This window comes from Paenibacillus sp. 3LSP (assembly GCF_032465655.1).
Taxonomy (GTDB): domain Bacteria; phylum Bacillota; class Bacilli; order Paenibacillales; family Paenibacillaceae; genus Fontibacillus; species Fontibacillus barengoltzii.
Genome location: NZ_JAWDJI010000090.1, coordinates 20,211 through 35,854, shown reverse-complemented (window position 1 = coordinate 35,854; position 15,644 = coordinate 20,211). Strand labels below are relative to the sequence as shown.

General features: G+C 52.0%; 13 protein-coding genes and 1 tRNA gene. 3 read left to right on the top strand and 11 right to left on the bottom strand.

All coding sequences use genetic code 11. The features are described from left to right. Nucleotides 1-679 (bottom strand): IS91 family transposase (locus RW092_RS07050; protein ID WP_486187849.1); only part of this gene is annotated, 679 nt, incomplete at its 3' end. A gap of 243 nt (nt 680-922) precedes the next feature. Next, nucleotides 923-1,007: transfer RNA gene (locus RW092_RS07045), tRNA-Leu, on the bottom strand. 200 nt (nt 1,008-1,207) lie between these two features. Here RW092_RS07045 and RW092_RS07040 point away from each other — a divergent pair. Beyond that, nucleotides 1,208-2,398, top strand: coding sequence for an ROK family protein (locus RW092_RS07040; RefSeq protein WP_016312686.1), 1,191 nt, complete (start codon nt 1,208-1,210; stop codon nt 2,396-2,398). 63 nt (nt 2,399-2,461) lie between these two features. On the opposite strand, the gene RW092_RS07035 is transcribed toward RW092_RS07040, so the two are convergent. After that, entirely contained in the window at nt 2,462-3,322 is an 861-nt protein-coding gene (locus RW092_RS07035; RefSeq protein WP_016312687.1) for a helix-turn-helix transcriptional regulator, read from the bottom strand. A gap of 155 nt (nt 3,323-3,477) precedes the next feature. Between RW092_RS07035 and melA the strand changes: the two genes are divergently transcribed. Further along, complete coding sequence (melA, locus tag RW092_RS07030; protein WP_016312688.1) at nt 3,478-4,776, top strand: alpha-glucosidase/alpha-galactosidase; 1,299 nt, start codon at nt 3,478-3,480, stop codon at nt 4,774-4,776. 15 nt (nt 4,777-4,791) lie between these two features. On the opposite strand, the gene RW092_RS07025 is transcribed toward melA, so the two are convergent. From RW092_RS07025 to RW092_RS06995, 7 genes are all read right to left on the bottom strand, one after another. Then, the gene (locus tag RW092_RS07025) at nt 4,792-5,619 is read right to left on the bottom strand and encodes a carbohydrate ABC transporter permease (RefSeq protein WP_316009876.1); all 828 of its coding nucleotides are present in this window, start codon (nt 5,617-5,619) and stop codon (nt 4,792-4,794) included. After that, nucleotides 5,612-6,508, bottom strand: coding sequence for a carbohydrate ABC transporter permease (locus RW092_RS07020; RefSeq protein WP_316009875.1), 897 nt, complete (start codon nt 6,506-6,508; stop codon nt 5,612-5,614). The genes RW092_RS07025 and RW092_RS07020 overlap by 8 nt, the downstream gene beginning before the upstream one ends. A 103-nt stretch (nt 6,509-6,611) precedes the next feature. Further along, entirely contained in the window at nt 6,612-7,964 is a 1,353-nt protein-coding gene (locus RW092_RS07015) for an ABC transporter substrate-binding protein (RefSeq protein WP_316009874.1), read from the bottom strand. A gap of 199 nt (nt 7,965-8,163) precedes the next feature. Further along, nucleotides 8,164-9,984: a cache domain-containing sensor histidine kinase gene (locus RW092_RS07010; protein ID WP_316009873.1), complete on the bottom strand. Its 1,821-nt coding sequence runs from the start codon at nt 9,982-9,984 to the stop codon at nt 8,164-8,166. A 3-nt stretch (nt 9,985-9,987) separates the two neighbouring features. Then, on the bottom strand, nt 9,988-11,568 hold the full coding sequence (locus tag RW092_RS07005) for a response regulator (protein WP_316009872.1): 1,581 nt from the start codon (nt 11,566-11,568) through the stop codon (nt 9,988-9,990). Between the two features lie 59 nt (nt 11,569-11,627). Continuing rightward, nucleotides 11,628-12,215 (bottom strand): GNAT family N-acetyltransferase, encoded by a 588-nt coding sequence (locus RW092_RS07000; protein ID WP_316009871.1) that lies wholly within the window; start codon nt 12,213-12,215, stop codon nt 11,628-11,630. Nucleotides 12,216-12,227: 12 nt separating this feature from the next. Then, nucleotides 12,228-12,536, bottom strand: coding sequence for a hypothetical protein (locus RW092_RS06995; RefSeq protein WP_316009870.1), 309 nt, complete (start codon nt 12,534-12,536; stop codon nt 12,228-12,230). Nucleotides 12,537-12,666: 130 nt separating this feature from the next. Here RW092_RS06995 and RW092_RS06990 point away from each other — a divergent pair, with 130 nt between their 5' ends. Beyond that, nucleotides 12,667-13,452: a lipase family protein gene (locus RW092_RS06990; RefSeq protein WP_316009869.1), complete on the top strand. Its 786-nt coding sequence runs from the start codon at nt 12,667-12,669 to the stop codon at nt 13,450-13,452. Between the two features lie 68 nt (nt 13,453-13,520). On the opposite strand, the gene RW092_RS06985 is transcribed toward RW092_RS06990, so the two are convergent. Continuing rightward, nucleotides 13,521-15,578: a serine hydrolase domain-containing protein gene (locus RW092_RS06985; RefSeq protein ID WP_316009868.1), complete on the bottom strand. Its 2,058-nt coding sequence runs from the start codon at nt 15,576-15,578 to the stop codon at nt 13,521-13,523. Between the last annotated feature and the right edge of the window lie 66 nt (nt 15,579-15,644).

Genomic DNA, 15,644 nt, shown 5'->3' with positions numbered 1-15,644 from the left:
AAAAGCCTTCTCCGTTCTCGCAGTAAGCTTTTTGCAAACGGGACTGCACTTGCTTCTTCTCTTGTTCACTTAACTTTCGTCGAATCAGCTTCAAAACAACCGTCTGCCATTGCTTACGCAGCATTTCGAACGGAATAAAATCGTATGTTTTCCACTCGCCGGTCTTCTTCATTCCTCCCATCGTTACAAGCATATGTACATGAGGATTGAAGTTAAGCCGTGCCCCAAACGTATGCAATCCGGCTATGATTCCGGGAGTTACCTTATGTTTCTTCTCAAAATGTTCTTTGACTAAGCGCACCGCTTCATCCATAAATTCTTTGAGCAATTTTGCCCGATGAAGCAGAAAGATTTCCCGCAATCCTTCGTCAATCGTGAAGACGACATGACGATGGTTGACTTGGAATACATCTTGTTCCAGTAGACGTGCCCATTCCTCTGTTTCTCCGCATGAACAGGTCGTACAGAATCTTCCTTTACAGCGATACGGAACAAGCCGCAGGTCATGACATCCTTCACATACCAGCAGCTTAAATCCGTTTCGGGGATCCCCGCATCGACGGAACTTCTCTACTTCCTTCCGTACATTGGCACGCAGCTTGCCGCCATGTTTTGCCACAAACCGATCCCAGTGCCCTCGCTCATCAAAAAAGATGCGTTTCAAGATGTTCGTCTCCATATCCTAACCTTATCAAAAACAGAAATAAGGCGGAAGACCTGCCTCCACCCCAAAACTTATAAATTCTATAATGTTCAAAAAAGATGCGTTTCAAGATGTTCGTCTCCATATCCTAACCTTATCAAAAACAGAAATAAGGCGGAAGACCTGCCTCCACCCCAAAACTTATAAATTCTATAATGTTCAAAAAGGCTCCTGCTCTGCTAGAAACAGCAGATCAGGAGCCTGTCATTGATGAAGTGATGCGGTCGAGAGGACTCGAACCTCCACGGGGGGTTAGCCCACACGGACCTGAACCGTGCGCGTCTGCCAATTCCGCCACGACCGCATATTTGGGTTGATGCATTATTTGCAGCAACAGAAATTATATTATCACTTATTTTCCAAAGAGTCAACCAAAAATTCTCTAGTCCGAACGTCCGATAACGGTTCAGAGGGGCTGGTTTTACACTCCAACTCCCTTTATACTTTATATTTGATACCTAAAAATATCCCGCAGTATGAACTTGGAAATGGAGACCTTAATCAATGTTGACTCATTCCAATCCTTCTATTAAGAAACAGATTTATGACCGAATCTCATTTCTCGGCACCGTCTCCAAAGCCGATTTAATGAACGAATTTTCACTCACCCCCAGCAGCATGACGCGGTTCCTGGAGGAGATGACCAACCGGGGGTTGCTCGTCATTTCCGGGCTGGGGAACTCGACCGGCGGCCGCAAGCCAATCTTGTTCCAAACCAATCCGAAGTACCGGTATATCTTAGGGTTGGAGATTTCCCGAATTTACTCGGTTCTCGGTTTGTATGATATGCATTTGACCCCGTTGTCGTTGGCTCGTTGGAAAATGGATGAACACATGACACCGGAGGTGCTGGCCGACCTTGTTACCGATACGGCCAAAAGGTTTCTTCATGAGCATGGCATCACATCCGCCGACGTACTGGGCCTGGGCATCGGGGCGGTAGGCCCGTTGGATCATCAGAATGGCATCATCCTCGAACCGGAGTGGTTCCCCGCGCCGTCCTGGCGCCACGTCCCGATCTGTGCCATGCTTGAAGAGAGATTGGGTATCCCGGCCCAGCTAGATAACGGCGCCAACACCGCGCTGATCGGCGAACACTGGGCCCTGCGCTCGGACACGATCCGCCATGCGCTTTACGTACACGTCGGCGTGAATATCCGGTCCGCCGCTATGTCAGAAGGCCGGATTCTTCGGGGCGCCGCCGATACCGAGGGAGCGATTGGACAAATGATCATTCAGATGAACGGACCCAAGCTCCGCAATAAAGGCAACTCCGGTGCCTTGGAGGCTTTCGTGTCCGTGCCTGCGCTGGAAGATCGGGTACGTGCAGAGCTGAAGAGCGGCCGCAACAGCGTCTTGTCCAGCCTAGCCCCGGAGCAGATCAACTTCGCGACTCTGGTTGACGCGTTGTCGCAGGATGATCCACTGGTTAAGGAACAATTTCAGGAGACGGCGGTCTGCCTCGGAACCGGGCTGGCGAATCTGATTAATGCGTTACACCCTGAATATGTTGTATTGGGCGGCCCGCTGATCAACGCGCACCCGCTCGTCTTCGATACTGCGGTGGAGGTCGCCAAGCAGAATGCGTACCATTACCCTCAGTATAATCCGCTCTTCACCCAAGGGCAGCTAACCGAATCCGCCGTAGCCACAGGAGCCGCCTTGATGGTGCTGCAGCGCTGGTCAGGGGATTAGAACATCACGCAAAAGGCGTTGTTTGCACACAGCGCCTTTTGCATGTTTCTGAGCGCTGTCCTCCTATCCCCTTCCACTCCTGCTGCGATATTCACTAGGGGACATACCCGTGGATTTCTTAAATAGCCGCGAGAAGTATAACGCATCGTTAAAACCTACGGAGGAAGCGATTTGGTCAATGGTTAACGGGCCGGTGAGCAGCTCCTTCGCTTTCTCGATCCTGACCTTCGTTAAGTACTGCTTCGGTGACAGTCCTGTCCGGGCCTTGAAGGCGCTGAACAGATGGGCGCGATGGTAACCTAAATTGCGCGCCAGCTCTTCAATACCGATCTGCTGCGGATACTGCAGCTGGAACCAGCGGATCGCCTGCTCTACCTGCCGGTCGATCATCGTTGGCTCTTTCGCTGCGTTACGAGGCAGGTGCTCCCGATTCACCCTTCCGAAATGATGCAGCAGCAGCGTCATCCAGCCCGCTGCCTCAAGACTCTCCAAATGCGGAGGGTCGCTTTGACGAAACGATGATCGCAGCCGAGCGTATAACTCCCGTAGTTCCTCCGGCTCTTCAGAACTTACCACCGGTTTATCCGGTGTAATGCCAACATCCGCCAACTGCCGAAGGACCCCCGGTCCTCTTAACGCAACCCATGCGTAATGCCACGGATCCCGCGAATCTGCCTCGTAAGTGAACAGTCCCTCGGGAAAAATGACAAAGGTATCCCCTTTCTGGCAGGGGTATTCCCGTCCTCCCCAGGTAAACATCCCCTTCCCTTCAAACACCGTATGCAGCAAAAAATAGTCATGCACGGACGGCCCAATGCGATGGTTCGGGTGCGGCCGCCCTTGTCCGCTAAACAAAATCGTGATATCCCGCTCTCGGTCATCGGGGTTCATCTGGACTTCAAACAAGTCGTGATCGGGAAACAATCCTCACAACCTCCTGAACGCATAGTGGCCTGCTCTCCCTAGCGTAAGGGATGGCAGACCAAAATACAACATTCCTCCATACTTCCCTTTCATTCCTCCATACCTTTCCATCAGCCGGAAAGCTATATTGAGGAGGATAAAGGAGGAGATCAAACATGTCCAAAATTACATTTATCGGGGCTGGAAGTACAGTATTCGCAAAAAACGTACTAGGCGATTGTATGTTGACTCCCGCGTTGCAAGGCTTCGAGCTGGCTTTGTACGATATTGATCTGCAACGCCTCAAAGATTCCGAGAACATGCTAACCAATTTGAAGCATAGCAGCGGCAGCACGTGTGTCGTCAAAGCCTACACCGATCGGAAGGAAGCGCTGAGAGGTGCGAAATACGTGATCAACGCCATCCAAGTCGGCGGATACGATCCATGTACGATTACGGATTTCGAGATTCCGAAGAAATACGGGCTGCGCCAAACGATCGCCGATACAGTGGGGATCGGCGGTATCTTCCGCAACCTGCGGACCATTCCGGTGATGCTCGACTTTGCCGCAGATATCCGAGAAGTGTGTCCAGACGCCTTGTTCCTTAACTACACGAACCCGATGGCCGTGTTGACCAACGTCATGAATACATATGGCCAGGTTCGTACCGTGGGTCTCTGCCACAGCGTGCAGGTTTGTGTTCCGGGATTGTTCGACAGCCTGGGGCTGGACGCAACCGGGGTTCAGGCAAAAATCGCAGGCATCAACCACATGGCTTGGCTGCTCGAAGTCACCCGGGACGGCGTTGACCTCTATCCCGAAATCAAACGGCTTGCGGCAGAGAAGCAAAAGCAGCCGCATCATGATATGGTCCGTTTCGAATTAATGTTGAAATTTGGTTACTACGTGACCGAATCGTCGGAGCATAACGCTGAATATCATCCCTATTTCATCAAACGAAATTACCCTGAACTGATCGATCGTTTCCAAATCCCGCTGGATGAATACCCGCGCCGCTGTGTCGAGCAAATCTCGAATTGGGAGCGCATGCGCGAAGAGCTCGTGAACAACCGGGAGCTGAAGCATGAACGCACGCACGAGTACGCTTCGTACATCATGGAAGCCATTGAAACCAATGTTCCGTTCAAGATCGGGGGCAACGTCATGAACACAGGGCTGATCCCGAACCTGCCATCCGAAGCGTGCGTAGAAGTTCCTTGCCTTGTGGATGCCAGCGGCGTAACGCCTACCTATGTAGGAAATCTGCCGCCGCAATGCGCTGCGTTAAACCGGACGAACATCAACACCCAGCTCTTGACGATCGAAGCGGCGATTACCCGTAAGAGGGAGCATATCTACCATGCTGCCATGCTCGATCCCCACACGTCCGCCGAGTTGTCCATCGATGATATTATCGCATTGTGCGATGACTTAATCGAAGCGCATGGCGATTGGCTGCCAACTTATCACTAATGGCGAGTCTCTCAATTATTTGACCGACCCGATCATCCCGGCCACAAAATGCTTCTGCATCACGAAGAATACAATGGCCGTCGGAAGCGTTGAAATAACGATCGCCAGCATGATCAGTCCGTAATCCGGTGAGTAGCTGGAACCCAGCGTCGAGATCAGCAGCGGCACCGTCTGCTTCTGCGGCGTCTGCAGTATGATCAGCGGCCACATATAGTTGTTCCAGCTGCTCATAAACGTAATGATCGCCGCTGCCGCATACGTCGTTTTCATCGTAGGCACATAAACCCGGAAGAACATCCCCAGCTCGGATAAACCGTCTATTCGGCCGGCTTCCAACAGTTCCTTCGGGAACATCTTGGTGCTCTGGCGGAAGAAGAAAATCAGAAACGCCGTCGTCATGGTTGGCAGCACTACCGCGGCCAGCGTATCGATGCCGATCAAGGGCAACAGATTGGTAATGCGGCCGAACATGCGATAAAGCGGCACCATCAAAGCTGCAAAGGGCAACATCATCGACAGCAGCAGTACATTAAATACGATGTCCTTCGCTTTACTGCGGTAAATCTCGAAGCCATACCCCGCCAATGAAGCGATCAGCAAGGCCAGCAGCGTCGTGGAGACGGAGACGACCAGCGAATTTTTAAGCGCATTCAGCATATCCACCGAATCCATCAGGTTGCGCAGGTTCGCCATAAAATGGGAGCCTGGCAGCAGCTTGCCCCGGGTGACGTCCACCGACGGGTTCGTTGAGCTCACGATGATCCATAGAAACGGAAAAATCGAGACAAACGCCGCCACAGCAAGGAAGGCATACATCGAAAATCGTTTGGTCGCTCTAAGCATCGCGATCACCTGCCACTTTAAACTGGATGATGGATAAGAGTATGATCATCACGACAATGGAATACGACACCGTTGCCGCATACCCGAAATTTGCCGAGTATTTAAACGAAAGATTGTAGATATACTGCGAGATCGTAGAGCTGGCGTTCCCAGGTCCGCCCTGCGTAATATTCATCACTTCGTCGAACAACTGCAACGTGCCGATGGTCGAAGTGATTGAAGTAAACAAGATGATCGGTTTCAGGAGCGGAATCGTAATCCGGAAAAACTGCGTCACCGCCGACGCCCCGTCGATTTTGGCCGCTTCGTAAATTGTCGGCTCGATATTTTGAATCCCTGATAGGTAAAAAATCATGTTATATCCGGTCCACCGCCAAGTGATCGCGATAATGATCGTCACCTTCGCCCAGAACGGGTCGGTGATCCAGGGGAGCGGTTCGGATATGAGGTGCAAATGCAGCAGCATCAGATTCACTAACCCGTCGCCTGCAAACAGATATTTGAAAATGACCGAGTATGCGACCAGTGACGTGATGCAAGGCAGGAAAATCGCCGTGCGGAAGAAGCCTTTCCACTTCAAATTTCGGTCATTTAGCACGACGGACAGCACCAAAGCCAACAACACCATGATCGGCACCTGAACAACCAGGTAAATCAACGTATTTTTGACCGCGGTCAGGAACATGGAGTCTGTAAACAACCGCCGGTAATTCCCCAGCCCGTGATAGGTCAGGTTCGAACCGGTGCCGGTTTGCAGCGACAGGATGAAAGCTTGGATCATCGGATAGAAATAAAACCAAGCGATCATCAGCACCGCAACAAGGACAAAAGACCAACCGACAATCGATGTTTTCCAGCGCAAGCGAAGTGCAGGCCCGGATGCTCTCATTGATTTCATCTCCTTCACTTTGTAGTCCGCAAGGCCGCCTCAGAACCAGTGAAACCTTGGAACTGGGAACAGCCCAAGGTTTCATTAGTTCCTTTCGCTTCGCTTATTGCAGCTGGGATTCAGCCTGAGCTTGAGCGTCGCGCATGACGCTGTCCACATCTTTGCCGTTTAAGTAATTTTGGACTTCGATGACCAGAATGTCCTCAATCGCATAGGTGTGCAGCCCGTAATTGACCTTAGGCACTTCTTCCGTCCACTTCGCGAAATCTGCATAAATCTTCTGGCCGCCAAAGAAATCATCGGCTTTATCATAAGCAGAACCGCTGGAGGCTGCCTTCAGCGAACCAATCGCACCGATCTTCTCCAGCAGCAGGGAGTAGAATTCGCTGTCCGAACCAAACGTTTCCGCGAGGAAATTCGCTGCCGCGTCCTGACCGTCCAGGTTCATGACATACCATGAACTGCCGCCAAGGCTCGAGGCGTTCACGGAATTGGCGCTGCCCGCGAGTTTCGGCGTTGGGACAACCGCCCATTTGCCGGATTGGGAGGCCTCGGCTTTCACGGACGGCGTAATCCAGTTACCTGTAGGCACGGTCGCGACATCTCCGTTGTTAAAGGCCGCCAGGAATTGGCTCCAGTCCGAATTCATCTTAACGATATTCGCATCAAACATCGCTTTGTACGTTTCCAGCGCTTCCTTGATTACCGGATTGTCCGCCAAGTTTGGCGTTTTGCCGTCCTCCTTCAGATACCACTCTCCTGCTGACTGCGCCATCACCCGAATTAACCCGAGGTCATTGGGATCTTGAGTCAGCATATCTTTGCCGGTAACTTCCTTGATCTTCTTGCCGATTTCGATATATTGGTTCCAATTGATGTTCGTTACATCGTCCAAGGTATAACCTGCCTGCTCCAGGTAATCCGTCCGCACATACAGCCCTGTTGCTCCGGAATCGAACGGAACGCCGTATTGCTTGCCGTTATAGCTGGTTGGCCCGATTTTGTACTCGGCGAAATCCTCTGCTTTGATCACATCAGACATATCGCGGAATGCATCCGGATAAGCCTGCAGGAAGTTTTGCGCCCGGTAGTCTTCAATCAGCACAATATTGGGCAGTCCTTTGGTTGTTCCCGAATTGAGCCCGGTGTTCAGCTTCTGCACGATATCGTCCTGCGCATATTCTACGATGTTCACCTTCACGTCGGGATGCTTCGCTTCATAGCGTTCTTTGGCCAGGTTCAATGCCGCAATGTTGAAGTTGGGATCCCAAGCCCAAACCGTGATTTCCTGGCTGCCTTGCGACGCTCCCCCGCCGTCTCCTGCACTCGAATCGGCTGAATTACCTGGATTTGCCGCGTTCCCACCGTTTCCTGAAGTTCCGGAACCTCCGGAACAAGCAGACACCACCAGCGTTAGCAGTAAACTGGCTAGCAGCACAATCAAGCTTTTTCTCATTTCGGTTCATCCCCCTCGTGTTTAATGATGGGCAGCGCTTTCAACCCGTAAGTAAGCGCTTCCTTTTACTCGCTTTTAGGATAGCATTGCGGTTGAACCGGCCGTTAGGAATATCTTTGTGTGGTTTGGTGATTTTCTTGTCCGTGTGAAGGAGGGGCTTTCGCGGCAGTGGTCTTTTTTTTGGAAAATGGAAAAATCTTTAGACCGCATCCCCGGTAACGTCCGTTTCCTCCATTAACGGGAGCACAATGCGAATTTGCGTCCCTTGCCCTTTAACACTGGAGATCTGTACACCATAGGACTCTCCGTACAACAGCTTGATTCGGTGATTAACGTTCTGAATACCGATACCCGCAGGCTTCCGTCTCCGCCCCTTGGAAGTACCCGAAACTGATTCGTCAGAAGTGTGCTGCTCCAGCATTAGTTCTTGTCCGCCATTTTCCATCCCGTCCCCGTTGTCTGCCACTTCGCACACAAGCGTGTGCTCTGTTCTCGAGATCAGGATGTAGATCGTCCCTTCGGTTTTGACGTTAAACGCATGGAAAAAGGCGTTTTCGATAAACGGCTGAAGCATCAGCTTCGGGACCTTGCAATGCATACAGTCAGGCGACACGAAATAGCTTACCTTGATTCGGTCGCCGTACCGGACTTGTTTAATAAATACGTAGTTTTTCAAGTTCTCCAGTTCCTGCTCGATCGTGATCGTTTCGTTGGCATTGCTGATCGTATTTTGCAGCAGGGAGATCAGCGCATTAATCGTCTCGGCGGCCGTCTCCTTATTGCCCTTCTGCACCAACAGCTTGATCGAAGCGAGTGTATTGTAAAGAAAATGCGGGTTGATTTGCCGCTGCAATGCGGCGAGCTCGGCGTTCCGCTGCTCCTTCTGCGTCTCCAGCAGCCGGTGCACGTAATCGTTCAGTTCGTCCAGCATGTAGTTAAACGCCTTGCTCAGCTCTCTTACCTCATAACTGCCGCTGACAGCGATATAATTGCGGAAATCCTTCTTTGTGATGGTCGACATCAGCCGAACCAGACGGGTTAACGAAAGCGTCAACCGGCGAGAGATGACAAACACGACGAGCAGCGCCGCGCCGATGATGGTCAAGCAGATCAGCGCCAGTTGGCGGATGTTCATGATCTGCCCGGCGGTGTACTGCCGGTCGATCAGATTCACTAGATAGAAATGATAAGGCAGGAGCTCATTCGCCAGAATGATGGCATCTTGACCAAACGCTGTACCGTTTAAATAATCAAGCTGGTCGCGCTTCAGCGTCTCCACATCGCGTAGCAGCTCCGGCGACTTGCCGCCGATCAGCTCCGTGCGGTTGCTGGAGACCACAACCCCAGAAGGATCGAGTACCAAGACATCGTTGCCGTTGCTGGTAAAGTTGGCAAAAAAACGCCGAAACTCTGACTCCCGTATCGCGATATAGAGCATCCCGTAACTAAGCCCGCCGGTTCGGTCGACCAACGCTTTCGTAGCCACAATAAACCGTTCCTTGCCCGCTTTCCCGTCCCGCTCATCGTATTGGTACAGCACTCGCAGCGGCTCGGCGGCAGCTTGGCGGGTTAACGGATCATCGGCAAGATCCTGCGGCGACGCTGGCCAATAATTCGGATCGGTGGAATAGCTGCGCCCATTAACCCCGATAATGGTGACGGCAACATCATATGCCCCCAGATTGGACGAGATTTGCTCCATCTGCTCCGCCATGCGGTAGTAAACCTTCGACATCGCCACCGAATTCGTATCCCCGCCGGTGAGATACGTCTTCACCGAACCGCTTTGCGAGGCAAACGTGACGGCGTTAACGACGGAATCGTTAAATGATTCCAGTCCAGTATTGATCTGATTTAATACCTTCCCGTTGGTGATACTGAACGTCTCAGCGAACAGCCGCTCCGCCATGCGGATGGTGATCAACGAGGTGAGCAGACACACGGCAACGATGCTGACGGTCATGACGATGAACAGTTTGGAAATCAGACGGCTGCGGCGAAATTTTTCGATCAACTTCATCCGTCATCCCCTCTTGGCGAGCTGCTGCCGCCGGTATTCCCGCGGCGACAATCCCGTATGTTTTTTGAACACTTTGGTGAAATAACTCGGGTCCGAATAACCGACGCGGCTGCCGATTTCCGAGATCGGCAATCCATCTGAACGCAGCAGTTCCATCGCCTTGGCAATCCGAACCCGGTTCAAATATTCGCTGAACCCCTCATCATTGTGGGCGGAGAAATAACTTGATAAATACGACGGATTAAAGTGAAAATGCCGGCTAAGCGAGGTTAAAGTGAGCGGCTCGCCATAGTGCTCGTCGATATAGTCGAGCAGCAGCTTCATGTTACCGTCGCCGGGGAGCGGAACGCGGGCGGCAACGATCGATTCTACTTCGCTTAAGAACGCGTTAAACGCCTGCAGAGCACCCGTCGCATCCTGCGCTTCATCGATCGCTTTGAAGTAAGCATATTTTAATCCATCCAATTCCTTCGCCTCACGATGAAGCTCCAAGGCAGCAAGGGTGACATGGAAAATCGCATTCCCCAGGAACGATTTGAATTCAAATGGCGTTTGCAAGTAACAACCGGCCGCTTCGGCGGCAAGTTCTCGCATTCGTGCAAAAACTTCCTCCGCCTGCCCCCGCTTCAGCCCGGACAGTAATTCCTTCATATCGAACGCAGGAAGACCGCGAGCTGGGGGCAACTCATCCGCCTGTAGGACGGTTATCCCCGGAAAATAAAACCGATAGCTCAGCAGCTTCAGCCAATCCTCCCGATACATACTCCCCAAATCGTTTAGCTCCGCAAATTTGCTGCCGATCACCCACGTTGTCTCCGGCATCGCCTCCGCCTTGTTCCGCGCGTACTCGCGAATCGCCTCAATCACTTCCTGGCTGTCGGCATCGGAAAAATTCAGCAGCATCAACAACCGTTTGTCCCCGGTAACAATACTTTGGAGCCGCACCGGAACAGACAGCTCCTGTAATCGGCTCTCGAGCCCTGCCGCAAGTCCCTCCAGATACCCTTCCGGCTCCCCGGCCATCCACCCGGCATCCGTGCCGGTCAGCAGGAACCGCTCGTAGGGGAAAGCTGCCGCCAGCCGTACATCCCCCTCCTCCGGCGCGTATCCGTCAATCAGCCGTTCAAGCAAACGGACGAGCGGCAGGTCACCGCGCGCAGCTTCCTGGAGCGCCAGCCCGGGGATTTTGCGGGCAGTTCTTTGCAGTACCTGCAACAGCTCCTCCGTCTCCAGCTTGGGCTTGAGGATGTAGTCCGCGACACCGCTCTGGAATGTGGAACGCACATATTCGAACTCCCCAAAGCTGCTGAGCACAATCACCTCGACCTGCGGGTAACGGGCTTTCAGCACGCGGGTAAATTCCTCCCCATCCATCACCGGCATGACAATATCCGTAATGACGATATGCGGTGACAGCTGCTCCACCAGCTTTAACGCCTCTTTGCCGTTGGCTGCTTCACCGACAATCTGAAATCCGTGCTGCTCCCAATCTAGATGGTGCTTAATCCCCTGCCGCACCAACAGCTCGTCATCAACGATCAGAACCCGACAAAGCTCTCTCATATCGATCCCCCCAGCTTCCATGAATGTTCACTCCTGATGACAGCGGTTACAAAAAAAGTGAATCGACGGACTCCCGCCGCTCACCGACACCGCAGATCCAGCCGATAATTCACGGCGTATTCCACCTCTTTGAATCCTTCTTGAAGATATAAGGCCTTCGCCCGTTCATTTTCCGCATTCACGCACAGGATAGTCCGGTGATAGCCGCTTTCCCGGCCAAACTCCATGGCCCGCCGCAGCAGCAGACGTCCCAGCCCCTTCCCCTGATATTCAGGGAGAAGCGCCAACGAACCGATGTTCATGATCGGTGCATCCAGATATTCATCGTCCGAACAGCGCACGATGCCGACCGGCCGTCCCTCATGAACCAAGAAGATCATCCCGCCGTCCAGATAATCCGCCTCCTTGGCATACTTCGCCGCCATATCCGGTGTGATCGGTGTCTGGCTGCCTTTTAACTGGGAGAAGCCGGCGTTCCGCACGGCGCACCAGGCTCCCTCGTCCTCCCCGGGACGAAACCCGCGCAGACTGTAGCCTTTCGGAATTTCATAGGGCACAGGCTCCATCTGCTCGTTCACCAACAGGAAGGAGTACCGCTCCACCTGAAAACCAAGCTGCGGAACGATCTCCATCAGCCCGGGATTGACGGACGGGACAAAAATAAACATCTTGTCCAAGCCCTAGCCATGCTTCACGATTTCGTCAAGCAAGCGCCGATACACCGCCAGATCTCCCGTCTCGCTATGCAAAATGCGAAAACGCGCCTGCAGGCCTTTCCGCTGATAGGCATCAGCAATAATGGAAGCAGTGCCAATCAACTCTCCCTCCCTATTAACAGCGATATAGGTGGGGTGTTCTTCGTGAATTTGAAATTCCGTCAAATCCTCTTCATACAGGAAGGAATCGTCGACCTCTTGACGATGCTTCCGGCAATACGCCTTGAAGTCCTCCAGCCGCTCCGAACTTAAGGCCGATATCTGAATGTCCATATGGGGTCCTCCGCCGATAGTTATTTCCAGTCGTCCCTATTATATAAGACCGGGTCAATGGCGCACTATAGCATCTTCCTTCCTCCCGCTTAATATATTTGAAAGCAGGAAGACGCAAGGAGGGTGGATGATGGAGCTTAACCAGAATCAAGTCCAGCGTGCGATGTTCTTAGCCGCGGTGTGCAGCCAGACCTATGCGCAATTCAAAAATCCAGACGGTTCATTTGTTCTTCCGCCTCCTTATGCGCTGTACGATACGCTCGAAGCGAAATCTTTGATTGGAGTATGGGAACGTTTCGGATTTATTTGGCATTCGCCGGAGGAGATCATCATTGCTTTCCGTGGAACAAGCTCGGCCTCCAATTGGATCGCTGATGCCATCGCAACCCAGCAGAAATTCAAATGGGCCAAGGATGCTGGCAGCACACACAAGGGATTTACCGGGATATATGCATCCGCCCGCCGCCAGATCTACTCCGCGCTGCGTCGGCTTCCCGAAGACAAACCGCTATATCTCACCGGTCACAGCCTAGGGGCCGCATTAGCCACGCTATGTGCAATGGATATCGCTGTCAATACGAACCGGGTTCCCATCCTGTTTACGTTTGGTTCTCCTCGCGTGGGAGACCCGGATTTCGTTCAGGCCTTTTCGCAGCACGTCCCCAACAGCTACCGGATTCATAATGAATTTGATGCGGTGACTCACATCCCTCCAACTGTGTTCAAGCTGCCCAAACAAGCCAAAACCTACTATTACCGACATGTCCCCGTCTCGTATCCCTTGAACTTCGCCGACACTTCATTATCTACCAATCATGGAATCGGGAGCTATTTTGCTGAACTGGCGAAGCTCGATCCGGGTTACGCCCAATATTTATCCACTCTAAGTCCAGGCTTCTGCCCAGAACCCACCTGAGTATAGAAAAAAGCCGCTGCCCGGCATCATATGCTTAGCTAGCGGCTTTTGGATTCATATCGGATTATTTACTTATTACTTAAATGAATGCGGAATACATCACCTGCCTGCCCACCAAAGACGATCTTCCCGCCGGCCGGCAGTGGAATGGAATTTTGCTTACGAATGATCGACGAGTGGACCATCAGCCCTTGTTCGTCATATACGATGAAGCCGCCGCTACCTTCCATGTTCACGGTCATCGTCCGTCCGGCCAAGGACGGCTGAATGTGAAACCATCTTGCTTGGCCGCTTGGTTGAATGGTGATCTTCGATTCCTTACCGCCGTAAAGGTTCGGAATCCCGTCCTCGCGAATGTAAGTTTGACCATTTACATCCAAAATCTCTGCGCCGCTGGACTTCGAAAATTTGAAATCAAATGCATCCCGGCCGTTCATATTTGGAATTTCCATCACGTTAACCGCTTGATTCGCATCTACGATCTTCGCACCGTTGGCATATCCGTAATCCAGATCAAGCGCTAACGTTTTGTTGATAATGGCCGTGGACAAGTAAAAAAACGAATTGATTTTTTCGTCCAGCGCATAGTACGTTTGGCCGTCTCTGGCTTTCCATAGTTCCTTCACCGTTTGGCTCAGCGGTTGGGCTTCCAATTTCTGATATTCGTAGGATACCATATGCATTTGGCTAAGCCCCGGGAAGTTCAAATCAGTGTCCAGCTTCAAATAGATTTTGCCGTTGGTTTCCTTCACAAAGCTGACATTCGTGGCGCCATCGCTGCTCGTAAATCGGCCATTTCCTGTATATACATACGTTTGTTCCGGAATCAGCCCGCTCATTTGCGCAGGTAATTCGAATTCCCCTTGCTTGATCTCCACCTTCATCGTTTCGCCGACCATGCCGTATAGCCCCGAATATGCTTGCAGCTCTTTTGGCATTTCAACTTTTACTGGAGCCTCGAAGGTTGGGTCAGGTTGAATCTCGTCAATCCAGCCTTTCTCATTCAAATACTCCAGTAAGACTCTAGCGGCAAATGCACTGTTATAGAACGAGCTTCCTCCCGAAGAAAGGACGGAAATCGAGATGTGCTGTTCCGGCAAAACGATCAGTCCAGCGTGATACACGATCGTATCGCCGCCTTTCGATAAAGCGGTGATGCCGTAATCACCAAAGGGAGCCAAATCCACTGCGTCCCAACCCAATCCGTAGTTAAACACATTGGATTCTTCTTCTACCCAGATGCCGTTGCGATATTCGTGGGCTTGCATCGATTTCGCTGCAGCCTTGGACAACAGTTCGGGGCGGTCACCCATCAGCACCTCTGCATATTTCACTAACTCTTCAGCGGTGGAGTACAGGCCGCCCGCACCCAGGATATTGGCATTCTCAGCTGGCAAAACCTCTTCCACTCCCGGAAAATAAGCTTTCGCCAGCTTCGCGCGGTCAAAGGTGTCCAGCGGCGTTTTCGTATTTACCAGTCCCAACGGTTGGTTGAAATGTTGATTCAGGTAGTCGGAATAGCTCATTCCGCTGACCCGCTCCACCAATATCTCCAGTAACGTAAAACCGTCATTACAATAAACCGAGTAAGCGCCTGGATCGGACTTCAAATGCTCGGAGCGCAGCTTGCGCAGCAACTCGTCATGGCTTTGAGTATCGTTGTCATCAAACAACATGCTGTTCTCATAGTGGGTCCCATACAATCCGGACGAGTGGTTTAGCAGCATGCGCGGCGTAATTTGGCGATAACGTTCATCCGCCATTTTAAAGTCTTTGATATACGTCGTGAGCGGTTCATCCAAGTCAACGAGATTGGCGTCAACCAACTGCATCGTCGCCGCAGCGACAATCATTTTGCTAACTGAGCCAATTCCATACATCGTAGTAGGAGTCACTGGCGCTCCCTTCGCTTTATCCGCTAATCCCGCTCCATCCGACAACGTGATTTTTCCGTGGTCCATAATCGCATATTGCAGGCTGGTCACATCGTAATCAGCGATCACGGTTTGAGCCAGCGCCTGCGCTTTGTCCTTGATGGTGCTTGCTTCCGCTTGAACGCTTCCTTGACCTACCGGCACGATCAATACCAGCAAGAACGCCAGGAAGCCAAAGATCCATTTCTTCATGTGATGATTCCTCCCTGTACCTTGATCTGTGTTTTACAGGTCTTATCGTACAGGAAGGCAGATGGG